This is a genomic window from Stenotrophomonas sp. pho, assembly GCF_006228405.1.
Taxonomy (GTDB): domain Bacteria; phylum Pseudomonadota; class Gammaproteobacteria; order Xanthomonadales; family Xanthomonadaceae; genus Stenotrophomonas; species Stenotrophomonas sepilia.
This window is the reverse complement of record NZ_CP029759.1, coordinates 3,602,542-3,623,099: the sequence shown is the minus strand read 5'-3', so window position 1 is coordinate 3,623,099 and position 20,558 is coordinate 3,602,542. Positions and strand designations below refer to the sequence as shown.

Sequence of the window (20,558 nt, the reverse complement as noted above, 5' to 3'; positions counted from 1 at the left end):
GATCGCGGCCAACTGTCGAAGGCGGGGTGGGTCCGGTTGCGAGAGCGTGAGCCGCATGGGCCCGAGGCATGCCTCGGGCGGGTTGGGCAGGACGCCCAACCCCGGTCTTGCCGTGTGCGCGGGACAGCGCACACGAGCAAGCGGCGACCGAGCTTACATGGGTGAGGGCGCTTTGCTTGCGAAGCACTGCTTCGCAAGCGCCCGAACGCACAGCCGCCAGCGGCTGGGCCGGGCCCCGGAGGGGTATTTGCAGCGTCTCCCGCAACCGGATCCCCCCGCCATCCCACGGATAGCCGCTGTTGCTGTTGCCTTGGCTTGAAGCAGGTGCAGGGCCGCAGGCCCTGCAGCTACCCCTGTTCCCGCCGCCCGCGCAGGATGTCCCGGAACCACTGTCGGTGGTGCTTGTACGCCCACCCATAGGTCACCTTGCCCTGGGTCATCGCCCGCACCGACCCCTTGATCCAGATCGCCGCATAGATGTGCACCACGATCGCGCAGATCAGCACCCAGCCGAACAACGCATGGGCGAGCACCGAGAAGCGGATCACCCCGATCGGGAAAAAATGGCTGAAGTACTGCCGCCAGATCACGAAGCCGGTCAGCAGCAGTGCCGACAGGCAGCCGATGATGGCCCAGAACAGCAGCTTCTGGCCGGCATTGAAGCGACCGACCGGCGGCAGCTTTTCATCCTCGTTGCGCAGTACATCGCGCATGCCGCGCATCCACGCGCGGTCGTCGGCGGTCGGCAGATTGTCGCGCCACATGCGCAACGCCAGCAGCGCAAAGCCCACCACCATGGCCAGGCCGATGAACGGATGCAGGATGCGCGTCCACGGTCCGCCACCGAACAGCTGGGTCAGCGGGAACAGGGCAGGGTGGAACAACGCCAGCCCGGACAGCGCGGTCAGCACGAAGCAGATCGCCACGATCCAGTGGTTGATGCGGGTCGGCGCGCGGTAACGGATGATCTGCCGCGGGTGCGGGGCGTACTTCATGGCCGCTGCTCCTCTTCGATCTTCTTCGCCTCGTGCTCGGCTTGTTCTTCTTCCTCGTCATTGACCGTGTTGCGGCCGATGCCGATGTAGTGCAGGAAGCCAGCAAAGGCCGTGGCGGCGATCGCCAGCACGCCCAGTGGCTTGGCTACGCCCTTCCAGACTTCCACCATCGGGCTGATGCGCGGGTCCTTGGGCAGGTCGGCGTAGAGCTCGGGCTTGTCCACATGCTGCAGCACGTACATCACGTGGGTACCGCCGACGCCCTGCGGGTCGTACAGGCCGGCGTTTTCATAGCCGCGTGATTTCAGGTCTTCCACGCGTCCGGCGGCGTGCTCGGTCATCGCCTGTTTGCTGCCGAAGGTGATCGCCCCGGTCGGGCAGGTCTTCACACAGGCCGGTTCCTGGCCGACCGCCACCCGGTCCGAACACAGCGTGCACTTGTAGGCCTTGTGGTCCTTCTTGGAGATGCGCGGTACGTCGAACGGGCAGCCGGTCACGCAGTAGCCGCAGCCGATGCAGTTCTCTTCCTGGAAGTCGACGATGCCGTTGGCGTACTGGATGATCGCGCCGGGCGACGGGCAGGCCTTCAGGCAGCCCGGGTCGCTGCAGTGCATGCAGCCCTCCTTCCGGATCAGCCACTCCAGCTTGCCCTTCTCGTCCTCGTACTCGCGGAACTTCATCACCGTCCACGACTGTTCGCTCAGGTCGGGCGGGTTGTCATAGCTGCCAACGCAGCTGCCCACTTCGTCGCGCAGGTCGTTCCATTCCATGCAGGCGACCTGGCAGGCCTTGCAGCCGATGCACTTGCTCACATCGATCAGCTTGGCGACCTGGCCGGTGTGCGCGCCCCGCGCCTCCGGCGAGGGCGTGGTGGTGGCCGAGCGGCGGATGATGTCCAGCGATTGCAGTGGCATGGCGTGTCTCCTACACCTTCTCGACCTTGACCAGGATGCACTTCGACTCGGGCGTCTGCGAGTTGCCGTCACCGATGGCATTGGTCAGCGTATTGGCGATATATCCGGGCTTGGCCGCACCGAGGAAGCCCCAGTGGATCGGCACGCCCACCTGGTGCACGGTCTTTCCATCGATCTGCAGGGCCTTGATCCGCTTGGTCACCATCGCAACGGCTTCGATATGGCCACGCTTGGAACTCACGCGCACGCGGCTGCCGTTGGTGATGCCCAGCTCGTCGGCCAATGCCGCACCGATCTCGACGAACTGCTCGGGCTGGATGATGGCGTTGAGCTTGCCGTGCTTGGTCCAGAAGTGGAAATGCTCGGTCAGGCGGTAGGTGGTGGCCACATGCGGGAACTCGTCCGGCGAACCGATCTGTGCACGGTCGCTGGCGAACACGCGTGCCGCGGGGTTGTTCAGCGTCAGGGCCTGGCCGGGGCTGAGCGGATTGCTGCGCAGCGGGGTATCGAACGGTTCGTAGTGCTCCGGGAACGGGCCTTCGGCCATGCCGGCCTTGGCGAAGAAGCGGGCGATGCCTTCCGGGTTCATGATGAACGGGCCCATCCCGCCGGCAGGATCTTCATCGGCCTTGAAGTCCGGCACGTCCACGTTGCCCCAGTTCTTGCCGTTCCAGGCCAGCAGCGTGCGGCGTGGATCGAACGGTTGGCCAGCCACGTCGCACGAGGCGCGGTTGTACATCACGCGGCGGTTGGCCGGCCACGCCCAGGCCCAGCCCAGCGTGTTGCCGATGCCTGTCGGGTCACTGTTGTCACGCCGCGCCATCATGTTGCCGGTCGGGCCCCAGGCGCCGATGTAGATCCAGCAGCCGGAGGACGTGCTGCCATCGTCGCGCAGCTCGCCGAACGCGGCCAGTTGCTCGCCGGCCTTGCGCACCAGCTTGGTCGGGTCCTTCGGATCGAACACGTCGGCCAGCGCCTTACCGTTGTATTCCATCGCCAGTTCTTCCGGCGTCGGCAGCTCCGGGTTGGAATACTTCCAGGCCAGGTCGCGTACCGGCTCCCACCACGCACCGCCATCCTTCTCGTACATCGCTTTGATGCGATGGAACAGCTCGGACATGATCTCGATGTCGCTGCGCGCTTCGCCCGGCGGGTTGGCCCCCTTCCAGTGCCACTGCAGCCAGCGCGAGGAATTCACCACCGCGCCGTTCTCCTCGGCGAAGGAAGTGGTGGGCAGGCGGAACACTTCGGTCTGGATCGTGCTCGGGTCGACGTCGTTCAGTGCGCCGTGGTTCTGCCAGAAGGCGATGGTCTCGGTTTCCAGCGGATCCATGCTGACCATGAACTTCAGCTTGGAGAACGCACTGATCAGCTTGCCCTTGTTCGGCGCCGAGGCCAGAGGATTGAAGCCCTGGCAGATGTAGCCGTGGATCTTGCCCTCGTTCATCAGCTCGTACGCCTGCAGCATGTCGTACGGCTTGTCGAGCTTGGGCAGGTAATCGAAGCACCAGTTGTTGTCGGCGGTGGCGGCATCGCCCCACCACGATTTCATCAGGCTGACGTGGAACTTCGGGTAGTTCTGCCAGAACGACATCTGGTTGGCGCGCAGGGGCTTCTGCGTGCGCTTGGCGATGTAGGCGTTGTAGTCCTGCTCATCCTGTTTCGGCAGCGTCAGGTAGCCGGGCAGCAGGTCGGACATCAGGCCGATGTCGGTCAGGCCCTGGATGTTGGAGTGCCCGCGCAGCGCGTTCATGCCGCCACCGGCCACGCCGATGTTGCCCAGCAGCAGCTGCACCATGGTGCCGGCACGCACGTTCTGTGCGCCGATCGAGTGCTGCGTCCAGCCCAGCGCGTACAGGATGGTCATCGCCTTGTCCTTGCCGGCGGTGGACGCGATCATGTCCCACACCTGGCGGATGCTGTCGGCCGGCGTGCCGCAGATGCGCTCGACCATCTCCACGGTGTAACGCGCGTAGTGTTGTTTCAGCAGGTTGTAGACGCAGCGCGGATCCTTCAGCGTCGGGTCGCTGCGCACGAATCCATCGTCACCGTAGGCATAGTCCCAGCTGGAACGGTCGTAGCTGCGCTTTTCTTCGTTGTAGCCCGAATACAGGCCGTCCTTGAAGGCGAACTCGTCCTTCACCAGGAACGACATGTCGGTGTAGTTCAGCACGTACTCGTGCTGGATGCGGTCCTCGGTCAGCAGGTAGTTGATCAGGCCGCCCAGGAACACGATGTCGGTACCGGTGCGGATCGGCGCGTACACATCGGCAACCGCGGCCGAGCGGTTGAAGCGCGGATCGACCACGATCAGCCGGGCCTTGTTGTGGGCCTTGGCCTCGGTCACCCATTTGAACCCGCACGGATGCGCCTCGGCGGCGTTGCCACCCATGATCAGGATCAGGTCGGCATTCTTGATGTCGACCCAGTGATTCGTCATCGCACCACGGCCTAGCGTCGGGGCAAGACCTGCCACCGTCGGGCCGTGTCAGACACGTGCCTGGTTGTCGAATGCCAGCATGCCGAGGGAGCGGACGACCTTGTGGGTCAGCACCGCGGTCTCATTGCTGGTGGCCGAGGCCGCCAGCATGCCAGTGGTCAGCCAGCGGTTGACCGTCTGCCCGGCTTCGTTCTTCTGCACGAAGTTGGCATCGCGGTCTTCCTTCATCAGCCGCGCGATGCGGTCCAGCGCATCGTCCCAGCTCAGCCGCTTCCACTCGTTCGAGCCCGGCGCGCGGTACTCGGGGTAGAGCAGGCGCGACTTGCTGTGGATGATGTCGGCCAGGCCGGCACCCTTCGGGCACAGCGTGCCGCGGTTGACTGGATGGTCTGGGTCGCCCTCGATGTGGAAAATGCTCGGCTCGGCGTTCTTGGCGCCATCGCCGAGGCTGTACATCAGGATGCCGCAGGCCACCGAACAGTAGGTACAGGTGTTGCGGGTCTCGGTCGCGCGGGTCAGCTTGTATTGCCTGACCTCCGCGAGCGCGATGCCGGGCGCGAAGCCCATCAGTGCCAGGCTGGAGCCGACCAGGGTTGTCCCGGTCACTTTCAGGAACTGGCGGCGGCTCATCGATGGCATGCCGTTCTCCTGGGATGGCGGGGAGGCGCAGGCCTCCGGGCTGTCGTTGGGTACGGGCCGGTTATAGCACAGGCCCCCGGATGCCCATGTGGCACAAGGCGCGGCGCCTGCCGGACGGGCCCGGAAAGGGCCTGCTCTGGTAAAGTTGCGTGCCCGCCCCCTGGGGAAGCGTCTGCCGGGCCTGGTTCCAGGATGTTCCGCGCAGCCCCCGCCGTCCTGGCGCGATCCTCCGCGCCGGATCTGGAACACCGAGGAAAAATTTTGCGAAATCAACCAATTGGGTTCCGCGCATGAGCGCCCCGTCGAAGCCGTCGGACGCCGTTGCGCGCGGCACGCTGTACATCGTGGCCGCCCCGTCCGGCGCCGGCAAGAGCAGCATCGTCAATGCCACCCTGGCCCGTGACCCGCAGATCGCCCTGTCGATCTCCTTCACCTCGCGCGCGATGCGCCCCGGTGAGGTGAACGGCCAGCATTACCACTTCGTCAGTGCCGAGAAGTTCGAGCAGATGATCGCCGCCGGCGACTTCTTCGAGCACGCCTGGGTGCACGGCGACTGGAAGGGCACGGCCCGGCAGTCGGTGGAGCCGCAGCTGGCCGCCGGCCAGGATGTGCTGCTGGAGATCGACTGGCAGGGCGCGCAGCAGGTGCGCCAGCTGGTGCCGGGCACGGTCACCGTGTTCATCCTGCCGCCGTCCAAGCAGGCCTTGCAGGACCGCATGCGCAAGCGCGGCCAGGACAGCGAGGCGGTCATCGCCCAGCGCCTGGGCGCGGCCCGCGATGAAATGCTGCACTTCAACGAGTTCGACTACGTCATCGTCAACGAGGTGTTCGACACTGCCGTGGACGAGCTGTGCGCCATCTTCACTGCCAGCCGCCTGCGCCGGGAGGCCCAGAAGGTCCGCCACGCCGGCCTGATCCAGGCGCTGCTGACCCCCGATCCGGGTGCAACTGACTGATTCCAAAAGAATCGGGTAGGGGTTGGCTTGATTTTGTCCAGCCCCTGCCAGTACACTCCGTCCCCTTTCCCTCATTCGACTGAGCGGCCGACCGGTCGCCGGGAGCCCGTATGGCCCGCATCACCGTAGAAGATTGCCTGGAAGTCGTTAACAACCGTTTCGAACTGGTCATGATGGCTTCCAAGCGTGCCCGTCAGCTCGCCAACGGCGTGCAGGCCACGCTGGACAACAGCGAGACCGAGGACAAGCCGACCGTGCTGGCGCTGCGCGAAATCGCCGCCCGCAAGATCGACAACGCCCTGATCGACGAAGTCGAGAAGGCCGAGCGTGAGCGCGCCGAGCGCGAAGCGCTGGAGTGGGCTGCCGCCGAAGTGGTGGCCGACGAAGACATGTCCAAGAACGACGATTGATCGCATCGATCAACGTAATCGTTGGATACACCGAACAGCCCGCCCCGTGCGGGCTGTTTCGCATTCAGGATTTGCCGTAAACGTCGCGCTGGAATAGGCTTCGGGCATGAACCCAGGCCCCACTGCCAAGGTCGCCGCAGCCCCCACTGCCGCCGTACCCGACTACGTCCTCCAGCTCGAACGCGCCGCCCATTACCTGCCGCCGGAACAGCTGCCGCTGTTGCGCCGTGCCTGGGAAGTCGGGGCCTCCGCGCACGCTGGGCAGACGCGCAAGTCGGGCGAGCCCTATATCACCCATCCGGTGGCCGTGGCCCAGGTGCTGGCCGAACTCGGCCTGGACGTGGAAGCGCTGATCGCCGCGATCCTGCACGACACCATCGAAGACACCCCGCTGACCCGCGAGGCGCTGGCCGCCGAGTTCGGCGAAGCCGTGGCCGAACTGGTCGACGGTGTCACCAAGCTGGACAAGCTGAAGTTCCGTGACCGCCAGGAGGCGGCCGCCGAGAGCTTCCGCAAGATGCTGCTGGCGATGTCGCGCGACCTGCGCGTGATCATGATCAAGCTGGCCGACCGCCTGCACAACATGCGCACGCTGGGCGCGCAGAGCCGCGAAGCGCGTGGCCGCATCGCCCGCGAGACGCTGGAGATCTACGCGCCCATCGCCCAGCGCCTGGGCATGAGCCTGGTCAAGAGCGAGCTGCAGAACCTCGGGTTCAAGGCGCTCTACCCATGGCGCCACGCCATCATCGAAAAACACATCCGCAGCCAGCCGGTGGTGCGCCGCGAAGCGATGGCGCAGGTGGAAGTGCAGCTGTCGCAGCGCCTGGCCAAGGAGGGCATCGAGCATCGGCTGATCAGCCGCATCAAGACCCCGTGGAGCATCTACAACAAGATGCGCGACGAGAACAAATCCTTCGACCAGGTGATGGATGTGTTCGGCTTCCGCCTGGTCGTGCGCAGCGTGCCCAGCTGCTATCACGCGCTGGGCTCGGTGCACGCCACCTTCAAGCCGCTGGATGGGCGCTTCCGCGATTTCATCGCCATTCCCAAGGCCAACGGTTACCAGTCGCTGCACACCGTGCTGTTCGGGCCGTATGGCTCGCCGATCGAAGTGCAGATCCGTACCGAGGAAATGGACCTGATCGCCGAACGCGGCGTGGCCGCGCACTGGACCTACAAGTTCGGCGGCGATTCGCCCAACAGCGCACAGAGCCGTGCCCACGCGTGGATCGTCGAGCTGATCGACTCGCAGCGCGCCGCCGGTTCCTCGCTGGAATTCCTCGACAACGTCAAGGTCGACCTGTTCCCTGACGAGGTCTACCTGTTCACCCCGAAGGGCAAGATCCTGGCCCTGCCGCGCAACTCCACCGCGCTCGATTTCGCCTACGCCGTGCATACCGACGTGGGCAACATGGCGGTGGCTTCGCGCGTGGACAAGAAACTGGTGCCGCTGCGCACCAAGCTGGTGTCGGGCCAGTCGGTGGAGATCATCACCGCGCGCTCGGCCACGCCGAAACCGCAGTGGCTGGAATTCGTGGTGACCAGCAAGGCACGCACCGCCATCCGCCACCAGCTCAAGCAGCTGGAGCACGAAGATGCCGTGCAGCTGGGCCACCGCATGCTCGACCGCGCGCTGGAAGCGATGGATTCGTCGCTGGAGCGCCTGCCGAAAGGCCGCTTGGATGCGTTCCTGGCCGAACACCGCTTCCCGCGCCTGGAAGCGCTGCTGGCCGAGGTCGCACTGGGCAACTGGATGCCGACCCAGGCCGCGCAGGCGCTGATGGCCTACGCCGAACTGCGTGGCGGCCCGCATTCGCGCCACCACTCGCAGGAGAAGATCCTGATCAACGGCAGCGAGCGCGGCGTGGTCACCTTCGCCGGCTGCTGCCAGCCGATTCCCGGCGACGAGATCATGGGCTACCACACCGCCGGCAAGGGCATCGTGGTGCACCGCATGGACTGCCCGAACCTGGCCGAGCTGCGCAAGTCGCCCGAGCGCTGGGTGCCGATTGGCTGGGACACCACCGTCTCCGGCGACTACGACACCTCGCTGGTGGTGGAAGTGGAGAACGGCACCGGCGTGCTGGCGCAGCTGGCCGCCGCCATCGCACAGAGCCATTCCAACATCGAACGCGTGGACTACCTGGACCGCGACTTCAACGCCGCCGTGCTGGCGTTCAACATCCAGGTGCGCGACCGCAACCACCTGGCCGAAGTGATGCGCCGCCTGCGCCGCCTGTCGGTCGTGCAATCGGTACGCCGCCAGTAGGTCCTGCGCGTACCGGTAGTGCCGGCCGCTGGCCGGCAACCCATGGATCCGCGACGGCATCGCGATTGCCGGCCAACGGCCGGCACTACCGAGGCGGCGCGGTAGATCCACGCCATGCGTGGATGCACCCCCAGCCGGTACAATCACCGCTCTGTTTTCCCCCAAGCACCGGAGCGACCCATGTCCCGCCAGATCATCAACACCGAAAAGGCCCCCGCCGCCATCGGCCCGTACTCGCAGGCCGTGCGCGCCGGCAACACCGTGTACTTCTCCGGCCAGATCCCGCTTGACCCGGCCACCGGCGACATCGTCGGCGCCGGTGACGTCGAAGCGCAGGCCCGCCGCGCCTTCGACAACCTCAAGGCCGTGGCCGAAGCCGCGGGTGGCTCGCTGGACAAGGTCGTGCGCCTGGGCCTGTACCTGACCGACCTGGGCGAGTTCGCCAAGGTCAACGCGGTCATGCAGGACTACTTCCAGGCCCCGTACCCGGCCCGTTCCACCATCGAAGTCTCCGGCCTGCCGAAGGGCGCCAGCTTCGAGGTCGACGCGGTGATGGTCATCGACTGACCGCCACGTGGCACGCAAGGCGGCGGTCACCCCGGTCCTGTCACCGTCCGGCGAAGCATCCCTGGCGATGCTTGCCGGCGTCGGTCCGGCCGTGGCCGCCAAACTGCAGGCACGTGGCCTGGCCACCCTGCAGGATCTCTGGCTTCACCTGCCGCTGCGCTATGAAGACCGGACCCGGCTGACCCGCATCGAAGACCTGCGCAACGGCGTGCCGGCGCAGGTGGAAGGGCGGGTGGTCGCAGTCGAGCGTGGCATGCGCTACCGGCCGATGCTGAAAGTGGCGGTGGAAGACGAAGGGCAGGGCACCCTGGTGCTGCGCTTTTTCCACTTCCGCCAGCAGCAGGTCGGGCAGTTCGCGGTTGGCACCCGGCTGCGCTGCTTCGGCACGCCCAAGCCCGGCCACCTCGGCCTGGAAATCGTCCATCCCAGCTACCAGGTGCTGGGCCGCAACGACGATCCCGAACTCGGCGACCGCCTCGATCCGGTGTATCCCACCGTCGAAGGGGTCGGCCCGATGACCATGCGCAAATTGATCGGCCAGGCGCTGGACCGCCTGCCCGAGGAAAGCACGCTGGAACTGCTGCCCAACGGTTGGCTCGATGGCCTGGGCCTGCCGCCGCTGCGCAGCGCGCTGCTGACCGTGCACCGGCCACCGCCGGATGCCGATCTGGCCGCGTTGGCGGCTGGTACCCACCCGGCGCAGCGTCGCCTGGCGATGGAAGAACTGCTGGCCCATCACCTCAGCCTGCGTCGCCAGCGTATTGCATTGCAGGCGCACCATGCGCCGCCGCTGGCCGGCCCCGGAAAACTGGCCAAGGCGCTGCTGAAGCAGTTGCCGTTCGCGCTGACCGGCGCGCAGGCACGCGTGTTCAAGCAGATCCGTGAGGACCTTGCGCGGCCCAGCCCGATGCTGCGGCTGGTGCAGGGCGACGTCGGCTCCGGCAAGACGGTGGTAGCCGCGCTGGCCGCCATGCTGGCGGTGGAGCAGGGCAAGCAGGTCGCATTGGCCGCCCCCACCGAGTTGCTGGCCGAGCAGCACCTCAACAATCTGCGTGGCTGGCTGGAACCGCTCGGCGTGCGCATCGCCTGGCTGGCCGGCAAGGTCACCGGCAAGGCGCGCGCCAAAGTGATGGAGCAGGTCGCCAACGGCGAAGCGCAGGTGGTGGTCGGAACCCACGCGCTGATGCAGGAGGCGGTGGTGTTCCAGGACCTGGCGCTGGCCATCGTCGACGAGCAGCACCGCTTCGGCGTGCACCAGCGCTTGGCGCTGCGCGACAAGGGCGCGGGCGGCAACAGCGTGCCGCACCAGCTGGTGATGACCGCCACGCCGATTCCGCGCACGCTGGCGATGTCCGAATACGCAGACCTGGATGTATCGGCCATCGACGAACTGCCACCGGGCCGCACCCCTGTGCAGACCGTGGCCTTGAACAATGACCGTCGCCCGGAACTGATCGAGCGCATTGCGCTGGCCTGCCAGGAAGGGCGGCAGGTGTACTGGGTGTGCACGCTCATCGAGGAAAGCGAAGAACTGGATGCCACCCCGGCGCAGGCCACCTACGAATCGCTGCAGGCGCTGCTGCCGGGCGTTCGCGTCGGGCTGGTGCATGGCCGCCTGAAGGCTGCTGAAAAGCTGGCGACGATGGTGGCGTTCAAGGCCGGCGAGATCGACTTGCTGGTCGCGACCACGGTCATCGAAGTGGGTGTGGACGTGCCGAATGCTTCGTTGATGGTGATCGAGAACGCCGAGCGCCTCGGCCTGGCCCAGCTGCACCAGCTGCGTGGCCGCGTGGGCCGCGGTTCGGCGGTGTCGCGCTGCGTGCTGCTGTACCAGGCACCACTCTCGCAGATGGCGCGTGAGCGCCTGCAGACCATGCGCGAAACCAACGATGGTTTCGTCATCGCCGAGAAGGACCTGGAACTGCGCGGCCCCGGCGAACTGCTCGGGACGCGCCAGACTGGCCTGGCCGGTTTCCGCATTGCCGACCTGGCCCGCGACGCTGGCCTGCTGCCCGGCGTGCATGAATTGGCCGAGCGCCTGCTGGCCCAGCAGCCCGCGTTGGCCGATCGCGTGGTGCAGCGCTGGATCGGCACCGCTGTGCGCTACGCCTCGGCGTAGGCACCCCGGGGTCGGAGCCCTTTGCGCAGCAATGGCCTCTGACCCCATTTCCGGGACGCTCATCCACGCACGGCGTGGATCCACTGTAGAGCCGAGCCCACGCTCGGCTGCTGTGCGCGCTGCGCGCGGGAGTCGAGCATGGCTCGACTCTACAGAGAGCTCTTCCCCGCCAGCCGCGGGAAACCCGTTTTTGACGTTGCTGTCGAAGTTGCCGGCCAGCGGCCGGCACTACCGCGGGTGCAGGGCGCAGCCCTGCCAGAACCCCAACCCCCGTACTTGCAACGGTCATCATCCCGGTCCACACTTCGTTGCCGATCTGAAGACGGCAACGATGACCCACAAGATCCCCCTGTTGATCGACACCGATCCCGGTGTGGACGACGCCCTGGCCCTGCTGATGGCCTTTGCCGATGAACGGCACGACGTGGTCGCCCTGACCATCGCCGCCGGCAATGTCGGCCTCGAATACACCGTCCGCAACGCCCTCAAGCTCTGTGACATCGTCGGCCGCCCCGACGTACCGGTGTTTGCCGGCAGCCCGGATCCGCTGCTGCATCCCTCCGTTGACGCTGCCCACGTGCATGGCCGTGATGGCTACGGCGACGTGGACCTGCCGCCGCCGAGCCGCCAGGCCGAGGCCGAGCACGCTGCCCTGGCCATCCTGCGCCTGTCGCACGAACACGCCGGCGAACTGATGCTGGTGATGTTGGGCCCGCTGACCAATCTGGCGCTGGCACTGAAGCTGGACCCGACCCTGCCCCAGCGCATCAAGCGCATCGTGGTGATGGGTGGCGCGGTTACCTGCCACGGCAACATCACCCCGGCAGCCGAATTCAACATCGCCTTCGATCCTGAAGCCGCGCACGTGGTGTTCACCTCGTTCAAGCACCTGCTGGTGTCGGACTGGGAGGCGACCGTTGCCCACGGCCTGCCGCTGGAGGGCGCCGAGAAATGGCTGCAGGCCGATTCCGACCGCGCCCGCTTCTACGAACTGATCTCGCGCAAGACCCGCGCGCTGTCGGAAGATGCCAAGGGCGGCCGCTGGTATACGGCCGATGCGGTGGCCATGGCGTGGGCGCTGAATCCAGAAGGGCAGCTGCAGGTCGAGTCACGGCCGCTGAACGTGGAACTGAATGGCACGTTCAGCCGAGGCGCCACCATCGTCGACTGGAACCGCCAGACCGGCCAGCCGGACAACTGCGATCTGCTGATGGCCTACGACCAGCAGCGTTTCGAGGCCCTGGTGCGCCAGGCCCTGGGCGCGGACTGACCTCGATTGACCGCCACCGGTTGCCCCGAGCGGCAACCGGTGCTTATAATGCCGCTCTTGACCACCAGCCCATTTACGGTGTGAGCCCATGAAGGCCGATATCCATCCGAACTACCGCGACGTCGTCTTCCATGACGTCACCTCCGATTTCAAGTTCCTGACCCGCTCGACCATGGGCACGAAGGAAACCATCCAGTGGGAAGACGGCAACGAATACCCGCTGGTCAAGGTTGAAATTTCCTCTGCTTCGCACCCGTTCTACACGGGCAAGCACAAGGTCATCGACACCTCGGGCCGTATCGACAAGTTCCAGAAGCGCTACGCGCGCTGATCTGTCGATCCAGCTTCGAACCGACGGCCGCGCTCTGCGCGGCCGTTTGTTTTTCCCCAACGCCAACCCAACGGGCGTTTGGATGGACGGAACACTGCGTTCGTGTGACAACGCTTTTGCCGATCCGGGCCGCTCAACGGCCGGTGTCCGGCCGCCTGTCGTATACGACTTCCGTCTAGCACCCGACAAATGCTGCTGTGCGATAATGATGTGATCCCCGGCACAGGCCGAGGACGTCATTCACGTGCCTGACCAATGCGCTTGGGCAGGCGCCTTCCCATGAAGGAGCGCACACAGTGTCCGATCTTGATCAGGTCACGCTCAACGCCGGCGATAAGTCCGTCGTTCTGCCCGTCATCAAACCCACCCTTGGCAACGACTGCGTCGACATCGCGAAGCTGACCAAGGAAACGGGGTTCTTCACCTACGATTCCGGCTTCACCGCGACGGCCAGCTGCAAGTCCGCCATCACCTACATCGACGGCGACAAGGGTGTGCTGCTGTACCGCGGCTACCCGATCGAACAGCTGTCGGAAAAGTCGAGCTACGTCGAAGTGGCCTACCTGCTGATCAACGGCGAGCGCCCGAGCGCCGAGCAGCTGAAGGCCTTCACCGATGAGCTGACCGCCGAAGCCAACGTCGACGATTCGATCAACACCCTGATCGGCAGCTTCGCCAAGGATGCCCACCCGATGGCGATCCTGGCGGCCGCGATCGCGCAGCTGTCGGCCATCTACCACGACTCGCTGGACCTGTCCGACGCCGAGCAGCGCCGCAAGGCCGCCGTGCGCCTGATCGCCAAGGTGCCGACCCTGTCGGCGCTGATCTATCGCCACGGCAAGGGCCTGCCGGCCAACAAGCCGGACACCTCGCTGGACTACGTCAGCCGCTTCCTGAAGCAGACCTTCGAGTCCGCTGACGGCCAGTACGACCTGAACCCGGACGTGGTGAAGGCGCTGGACCTGCTGTTCATCCTGCACGCCGACCACGAGCAGAACGCCTCGACCTCGACCGTGCGCCTGGTCGGTTCGACCGGCGCCAACCCGTACGCGTCGGTCGCTGCGGGCGTCACCGCGCTGTGGGGTCCGGCCCACGGCGGTGCCAACGAAGCCGTGCTGAAGATGCTCGAAGAGATCGGCAGCGCCGACAACGTCGAGTCCGCCGTGGTCAAGGCCAAGGACAAGACCTCCGGCTTCCGCCTGATGGGCTTCGGCCACCGCGTCTACAAGAACTTCGACCCGCGCGCCAAGGTCATCGGCGAGATGACCAGCAAGGTGCTCAAGCAGCTGGGCGTGCAGGATCCGCTGCTGGACGTGGCCGTGAAGCTGGAACAGGCTGCGCTGCAGGACGAGTACTTCGTCGCCCGCAAGCTGTACCCGAACGTCGATTTCTACAGCGGCATCATCTACAAGGCACTGCAGATCCCGACCGAAATGTTCACCGTCATGTTCGCCCTGGGCCGTACTTCCGGCTGGGTGTCGCATTGGCTGGAACAGCAGGTCGATCCGGAAATGAAGATCGGCCGTCCGCGCCAGGTCTACACCGGCAGCGACGTGCGCGACTACCAGGGCTGATCGCCCGCAGCAGATTCTGCTGAGAACGCCCCGCATCTGCGGGGCGTTTTTTTTGTGCCCTGATCGGCTTCGGCGGATGGCGACCGCGGAACGTTGGTCCGCACGATAAGAGCCCGCTTCCGGATCTGAACGCGTTCTGACAATGAATGTCGCATTCACATCTTTTCGGATCTATTGCATGGGTATCACGTCGAAGGCGATAGAACCTGTGCGTACTGATCCCTGTATGGAGAACGCCATGAACCGACTGATCGCCATCGCTTTCATCGCCACGCCGCTGGCCCTGCTGAGCCCGCAGGCCTTCGCGCAGTACACCGGGCCGGGGGCAGGGGCCGCTGCCAGCACCGTCGCCGACGCACGTGCGCAGCGCGATGATCATCCGGTGGTGCTGCGTGGCACCCTCACCGCCAAGATCGGTGACGAGCGCTACCAGTTCCGTGATGCCAGCGGCCAGATCGAGGTCGAGATCGATGACGAAGACCTGCCGCCGCAGGCCATCGGTGCCGATACCGTGGTCGAGCTGCGTGGCAAGGTCGACACGCATCGCTTCAAGCCCACCGACATCGATGTCGATCACGTCACCGTCGTGCCTGCAGGTTGAAGCCAACGGTAGCCGAGCGTGGGCTCGGCTCTACAAATTCAATGCAATGAGGTTTGTTGCATTGAACCGATGAGGGAAATTGCATAACCCTCGAACATTGAGCGAATTCAAGAATTCTCCTTAACACTCAGTGTTTTAGGAATGCTTGAATGGCCTGCATGGCAATGGATTTCTAACATTCTCTCCGTCGCCCGCACCCATCCCCGCGGGCGATGCTCCCCTCCCTTTTCTCCTTGGGGAGGGGAGCTTTCATATTCCCCCTTTGTCCGAGAGAGACAACCATGCACGCCATCATCAAGAAGACCGCGCTCGCGGCAGCGCTGGCCACCGCTTCGCTGTCCGCGCACGCGCTGGAAACCAAGATCTCCGTCTATGCCGACGTCGACCCGACCCTGGCACTGCTGCGTGATGACGGCACCCCGTTGCCGGACCTGGTCACGCTGACCCACGATCCGCTGCGCGGCCTGATTCCGGACACGCAGCGCGTGCGCATTCACTCCAATGATGACACCGCGGATATCGAGGCACGCATCGACGGTGCGTTTGCCCTCGCAAATGAAACCGGCACCGTCACCGTGCCGATGACCATCAGCCTCAACAATCGCGCACTGGGTGCCGCCGCCATCGAATACAAGGCAGTCGACCTGTTCACCGGCGCCGGCTCGACCCCGGGCGCCTCGATCTCGATGCCGTTGACCATCGCCCAGGCCACCCCGGCCCCGATCACCACCAAGGGTCGCTACAGCGGCATCGTCAACGTCGTGCTGAACCAGAAGGCGACCTCGCCGTAATCCCCGCGCCGGCCCGGTTCCCGGGCCGGCCGCTTCTCCAGCGGTACCCCCATGACCTCACACGCCCCCGCCGTCACCCGGCTGGCGGTCGCGCTCGCCCTGGCGTTGTCCACTCCGCTGGCGGCCGCGCGCGGCGTCCCGCCCGGTTTCGAAGATCTGGTCGAAGGACAGACCGAACAACTCGACATCCAGCTGTTCGGCCGCTCGGCCGGGCTGTCGCCGGTGCGCGTCACCCTGGAGCATGTGCAGCTGGAAGATCCCGCGCGCGTGCTGCAGGCACTGGACCTGTCCGCCGAGGCGCAGGCCGCGCTGCTGCCGGCACTGTCGCAGCCGCTGCCACGCAACAGCCACCTGGCCTGCCGCTTCGGTGGCGCCGAGGCCGGTTGCGGCTATCTGGATCCCCCGGAAGACCCTGCGGCCGCGCGCGCGCTGTATGACGAAGGCGAGGGCGCCGTGCGCCTGTTCGTGGCCCGCAAGTGGATCGGTGGCGAACCCGCCGCGGAACGCTTCCACGCGCTCAGCAGCAATGCCGAGAACGCTTTCCTGCACCAGCAGGTGCTCAACCTCACCGGTGGGCGTGACTACCAGTCGTTCAGTGCGCGCGGTACCGGCGTTCTGGGCCTGTTCCAGCGGGGCCATATGTCCGCCGACTGGTACTTCACCCAGCAGCGCTACCGCAGCAGTGGTGGCGATGCGCATTTCGAATTCGACAACGTTTATTACCGCCATGACCTGGGCCAGCAGTACTACCTGCAGGCCGGGCGCATGGACCGCCGCAACCTGTCCAGCCCACCGGGCGGCACCTTCGGTTTCAGCATGCTGCCGCTGGACCGCTTCGACGGTGCCCGCGTGGGCACCACCCAGGCTTACGTGGACAGCGATGCTGCCGTGCAGGCCTCGCCACTGACGGTCCTGCTCGCCCGCGATGCGCGCGTGGACGTGTTCGACGGCGAGCGCCTGCTGCAGACCTACTACCTGCAGGCCGGCATCAACCAGATCGATACCCGCAACTTCCCGTTCGGCAGCTACCTGGTGCGCATGCGCATCTACGAGGATGGCGTGCTGGTGCGTACCGAAGAAGCCCCGTTCGACAAGGGCGGTGACTGGACCGACAGCCAATGGCAGTGGTTCGTGCAGGGTGGCCGCCGCAACGAGCGCCGCAGCGACCGCTTCGACAGCGAACAGGTGGCGGTGGCCGGCATGCGTGTGCCATTGGCACGCGACCTGGCCGTTACCGCGGGCGTTGCCCATCTGGGCGGGCACAGCTATGGCGAACTGCGCGTGGACCTGCGCCGCGTGCTGGCCACGCAGGAGATGCGCGCAACCTTCAGCGGCATGCGCGGCAGCGATGGCAGCCACGGCCAGCAGCATCAGCTGTCATACCGCCGCAGCGCCTCCTGGAACATCTACCAGCAGCGCATGCGTGGCAAGGCCTGCCAGTTCGAGGCCGATGCACGGGACCGCCTGGGCTGCACCAACTCGCTCAGCGGATCGGTGTCGCTGCCGATCGCCGGTGGTACGGCCTACCTCGGACATACCCGGCGCCAGACCTGGCGCACCGGTTGGAGCCGTCCCGGTGACGATGATCCGTTGGCGCCACTGAATCCGTTCCTGCCGCCGCAACCGCTGCAACCGCACCGCGAGCCGCAGCTCAGCCGCACCTGGCAGGCCAGCTTCAGCCGCAGCCATCGTTGGCAGGATTTCAGCGTCTCCACGCGGCTGGGCCTGTGGCAGCAGCTCAGCCACGACAGTGCCCGCGACACGCGCACGCGCGACCGTGGCATCTACCTCAACGTAAGCTTCACCCGCCTGCAGCGCAGCCATGTTGGCAACGGCCAGCGCCGCTATGCGGTGGACATGCGCCAGCCGCAGCACCAGCGGCCGGAGATCAACTACAGCGTCGGCCAGAGCTATCGCCAGGAGGTGGACGCGCAGTTGCGTGAGCTGACCTCCGAGCTGCGCGCCAACAACAACGACCGCTACAGCGCATCGCTGGGCGGGCAGCTGCAGAACCGCTACGGACAGACCGGCGCCACCGTGGCGTACTACCAGCAGCATGGCCGCAGCGAGACCGCTTACAGTGGCACGCACAGCTCCGCCTTCGCGCTGGGCCGGCGGGGCGCCTACTGGGGCGCAGGCACCGGCGCCGATGCTGGGCTGGCGGTACAGGTGGCCGCCACCGATGACCTGGACCTGCAGGGCGTGGCGGCCGAACTGCAGGTGAGCGGCGCGGGCCGGCAACGGCTGCAGATCGGCGAGCCCGGCTGCTGCCGTTGACCGCCTACCAGTCGCACCGGGCCGAACTGCAGGATGCCGGCATCGATACCAGCATGGCCGCCATCCGCGTGAGCGGCACAGGCGGTGCGCGACCGATGTTCCTGGCGCCAGGGCGGCTGATGCGCATGCCGGTGCCGATCGAAGTGACCTACACCTTCATCGGCACCGCCCGCACGCTTGCCGGCGCGCCGCTGGGCGGCGCCCGCATCCTCAACGCGCCGGTGCCCGGCACCAGCGCCAACGGCGGCTTCGTCGCCGACTTCCCGCGTCGCGAGACAACGCTCTACCTGCTGCAGGACGACCGACTGCTGCACTGCCCGCTGCAGGTGCGCGAGCGCCGCCAGGTGGTGCTGCTGGTCGGTGCCGTGCGCTGCGAACCGCTGGCCGTGGCCCAGCTGCCGGCGGAGATCCGCCAGCAGGCCCGTGTCACCCGGCTGCTGCAGGAACGCGCGCTGATTGCCGCCACGCCCCAGACCGCTGCTGCAGGAGGAACGCCATGAGCCGGCGTTGGATGTTCGTGTTGATGCTGGTGTGTGCGCTGGTGCTGGTGATGCCGCGGGCGTGGGCGCAGTGGCCGCCGGAGACGCATCCCACCGACCAGAGCCGGGACATCGTGATGTCGTGGGACCGCTCGGCCGTGCCTGGTGACGTGGAGCTGTGGGCGCCGAGGACGGTGCTGGGGTTCAGTCATGACGTGGCGATGAAGTATGGGCAGATCCATGTGGTATGTGAGTCTGCTTCAGACAGTGAATTCGGTCGGTGCCCGACCGAAGGAGATTCATCGATAGTTAGCGGACCGTCCGAAGTCGCTTTGCGGCTTGTAGAGATCCGGACCGGCCTGCAGGCAGAGCTTCGGCTGCTCGGAAGCCTTCAGAGAATACTGAGCGATTGGACTTGCAGCCCGGACTACTGGGACAGCAGTCAGCGGGCGCTCTATGAAGCCTTCTATTACACCTGTGGTATCGATCAGCCAATCGGTACGGGTGCGAGGCTTGCGCTTCCACCATCAGAACTGGCGCGCCTCGTCGCAGGTCACTGGAAGGCCACGATGCGCCTGAACATCAAGGCCGACCCCGCCGCAGCACCCGTCGCCACAGCCACCTTCAACTTCGACTTCACCGTCACCGACTACGACGCGATCTCGATCTACTTTCCGGCCTTCGACACCGTCGCGCCGCTGGTTAACATGGACCTGCGCTACGACCCCATCAAGCAGATGGTAGGCGGCCGCAAGCAGCTGGAAATGTGCCTCTACGACGGCCTCGGCTCGCAGAGCGAATTCCTCGGCGTCACCGTGCGTGACAGCGGGCCGCGCCCGCCACCCGGCAGCGACTTCGCGGTCTGGCATCGCGATGGTGGCAGCGACGACCGCCAGCGCCTGGACTACCACGTCAGCCTGAACTACGGCGGGCGCGATATCCGCATGCGGCATGGCGTGGAAGAACTGCTGCATGGCATCGACAGCGCCGAACTGCGCCTGGTCAAGCTGCCCGGTATCAGCCAGCCGGTCTATTGCGTGCCCACGCCGCTGACATTGCTGACACCTCCCACCCCCGTCGCCAGCAAGCGCCCCGGTCTCTACGAGGGCGAGCTGACGGTCGAACTGCGCGTCCCCACCGCCAAACCCTGATCCCACACGGAGCCTGCCATGAACAAACTGATCGTCTGGATGCTGCCGTTGAGTGCGCTGCTTGCGCCAGCAGCACACGCCAACCTGTCCATCCATCCCATGCGAACCGCGATGGATGCCAAGCGCGGTGCGCAGATCCGCGTCTACTCGCAGTCCACCCGCCCGCAGTATGTACAGGCCAGCCTGCGCCGCATCGACCACCCGGCAACGCCCCGCGAACAGGAGCAGGATATCGAGGTCGCCGATTCGGCCATTGCCATTACGCCCGGCAAGTTCGCGCTGTCAGGCGGTGGCAATCGCCTGATCCGGCTGATCCCTTTGCAGCCGGTGCAGAAGGAAACCGCGTACCGCGTGTACTTCGAAGGTGTGCGCAGCCCGGAAGGCACTGAACTGGAAAGCAGCGACGACGCTGCGCACGCAGACGTCGGCGTCAGCCTGGTGTGGGGTGCGCTGGTGAACGTGGTGCCCGCCGACGGCGTGGTCGACCTGCAGGTGCGCGGCAACACGCTGCACAACAGCGGCACCCTGCGCGTGGGCATCGTCCATGCGGCCGAATGCACGGCCGCCGGCGTCTGCACACCGCACGACCTCTCGCACAGCCTGTACCCGGACGCCGATTTCACCCTGCCGTTCCAGCCACAGCCGGGCAATTCGCTGCGCCTGCGCTACCGGCTTTCCCAGGACGGCTATCGCGAGCACGTCCAGGACGTGGCCATCCAGTCCGGTTGATCCACCTCCCTGCGTCCCGCGCCTAGCGCGGGTTGCCTTTTCCGCA

15 protein-coding genes and 1 pseudogene are annotated in these 20,558 nt (G+C 66.0%); 13 read left to right on the top strand and 3 right to left on the bottom strand.

Annotated features, from left to right (window positions below):
- Positions 1-347: 347 nt before the first annotated feature.
- The 3 genes from DL544_RS16890 to fdnG are packed head-to-tail and all read right to left on the bottom strand — an operon-like array spanning position 348 to position 4,988.
- The gene (locus DL544_RS16890; RefSeq protein ID WP_005418959.1) at positions 348-995 is read right to left on the bottom strand and encodes a formate dehydrogenase subunit gamma; all 648 of its coding nucleotides are present in this window, start codon (positions 993-995) and stop codon (positions 348-350) included.
- Positions 992-1,909 (bottom strand): formate dehydrogenase subunit beta, encoded by a 918-nt coding sequence (fdxH, locus tag DL544_RS16885; RefSeq protein ID WP_053500839.1) that lies wholly within the window; start codon positions 1,907-1,909, stop codon positions 992-994. The genes DL544_RS16890 and fdxH overlap by 4 nt, the downstream gene beginning before the upstream one ends.
- A gap of 10 nt (positions 1,910-1,919) precedes the next feature.
- A complete protein-coding gene (fdnG, locus tag DL544_RS16880) occupies positions 1,920-4,988 on the bottom strand; it encodes a formate dehydrogenase-N subunit alpha (RefSeq protein ID WP_139727597.1) in 3,069 nt (1,022 codons plus the stop codon).
- Between the two features lie 290 nt (positions 4,989-5,278).
- On the opposite strand from fdnG, the gene gmk reads away from it, so the two are divergent.
- The 13 genes and pseudogenes from gmk to DL544_RS16815 all read left to right on the top strand — a co-directional run bounded on the left by gmk (position 5,279) and on the right by DL544_RS16815 (position 20,512).
- Positions 5,279-5,944, top strand: coding sequence for a guanylate kinase (gene gmk / locus DL544_RS16875; protein WP_005410878.1), 666 nt, complete (start codon positions 5,279-5,281; stop codon positions 5,942-5,944).
- A 110-nt stretch (positions 5,945-6,054) separates the two neighbouring features.
- On the top strand, positions 6,055-6,354 hold the full coding sequence (gene rpoZ, locus DL544_RS16870; RefSeq protein ID WP_005410877.1) for a DNA-directed RNA polymerase subunit omega: 300 nt from the start codon (positions 6,055-6,057) through the stop codon (positions 6,352-6,354).
- A gap of 106 nt (positions 6,355-6,460) precedes the next feature.
- Positions 6,461-8,623: a RelA/SpoT family protein gene (locus DL544_RS16865; protein ID WP_005418955.1), complete on the top strand. Its 2,163-nt coding sequence runs from the start codon at positions 6,461-6,463 to the stop codon at positions 8,621-8,623.
- 180 nt (positions 8,624-8,803) lie between these two features.
- Positions 8,804-9,190 carry a RidA family protein gene (locus DL544_RS16860; protein WP_005418954.1) on the top strand — a complete coding sequence of 129 codons (387 nt, stop codon included), beginning with the start codon at positions 8,804-8,806 and terminating at the stop codon, positions 9,188-9,190.
- A gap of 7 nt (positions 9,191-9,197) precedes the next feature.
- Entirely contained in the window at positions 9,198-11,309 is a 2,112-nt protein-coding gene (gene recG / locus DL544_RS16855; protein ID WP_005418953.1) for an ATP-dependent DNA helicase RecG, read from the top strand.
- Positions 11,310-11,640: 331 nt separating this feature from the next.
- Positions 11,641-12,579, top strand: coding sequence for a nucleoside hydrolase (locus tag DL544_RS16850; RefSeq protein ID WP_065179092.1), 939 nt, complete (start codon positions 11,641-11,643; stop codon positions 12,577-12,579).
- Positions 12,580-12,667: 88 nt separating this feature from the next.
- A complete protein-coding gene (locus DL544_RS16845; RefSeq protein ID WP_005418951.1) occupies positions 12,668-12,910 on the top strand; it encodes a type B 50S ribosomal protein L31 in 243 nt (80 codons plus the stop codon).
- Positions 12,911-13,206: 296 nt separating this feature from the next.
- Positions 13,207-14,484 carry a citrate synthase gene (locus tag DL544_RS16840; RefSeq protein WP_005418950.1) on the top strand — a complete coding sequence of 426 codons (1,278 nt, stop codon included), beginning with the start codon at positions 13,207-13,209 and terminating at the stop codon, positions 14,482-14,484.
- Between the two features lie 238 nt (positions 14,485-14,722).
- Entirely contained in the window at positions 14,723-15,085 is a 363-nt protein-coding gene (locus tag DL544_RS16835; RefSeq protein WP_005418949.1) for a NirD/YgiW/YdeI family stress tolerance protein, read from the top strand.
- 281 nt (positions 15,086-15,366) lie between these two features.
- The gene (locus DL544_RS16830; protein ID WP_065185323.1) at positions 15,367-15,876 is read left to right on the top strand and encodes a CS1 type fimbrial major subunit; all 510 of its coding nucleotides are present in this window, start codon (positions 15,367-15,369) and stop codon (positions 15,874-15,876) included.
- Between the two features lie 51 nt (positions 15,877-15,927).
- A pseudogene (locus DL544_RS16825) lies at positions 15,928-18,653 on the top strand (TcfC E-set like domain-containing protein).
- Positions 18,650-19,783, top strand: a complete 1,134-nt coding sequence (locus DL544_RS16820) for a CfaE/CblD family pilus tip adhesin (protein WP_139727595.1) — start codon at positions 18,650-18,652, stop codon at positions 19,781-19,783. The pseudogene DL544_RS16825 and the gene DL544_RS16820 overlap by 4 nt, the downstream one beginning before the upstream one ends.
- Positions 19,784-19,801: 18 nt before the next feature.
- A complete protein-coding gene (locus DL544_RS16815) occupies positions 19,802-20,512 on the top strand; it encodes a pilus assembly protein (RefSeq protein ID WP_139727593.1) in 711 nt (236 codons plus the stop codon).
- Positions 20,513-20,558: the final 46 nt, after the last annotated feature.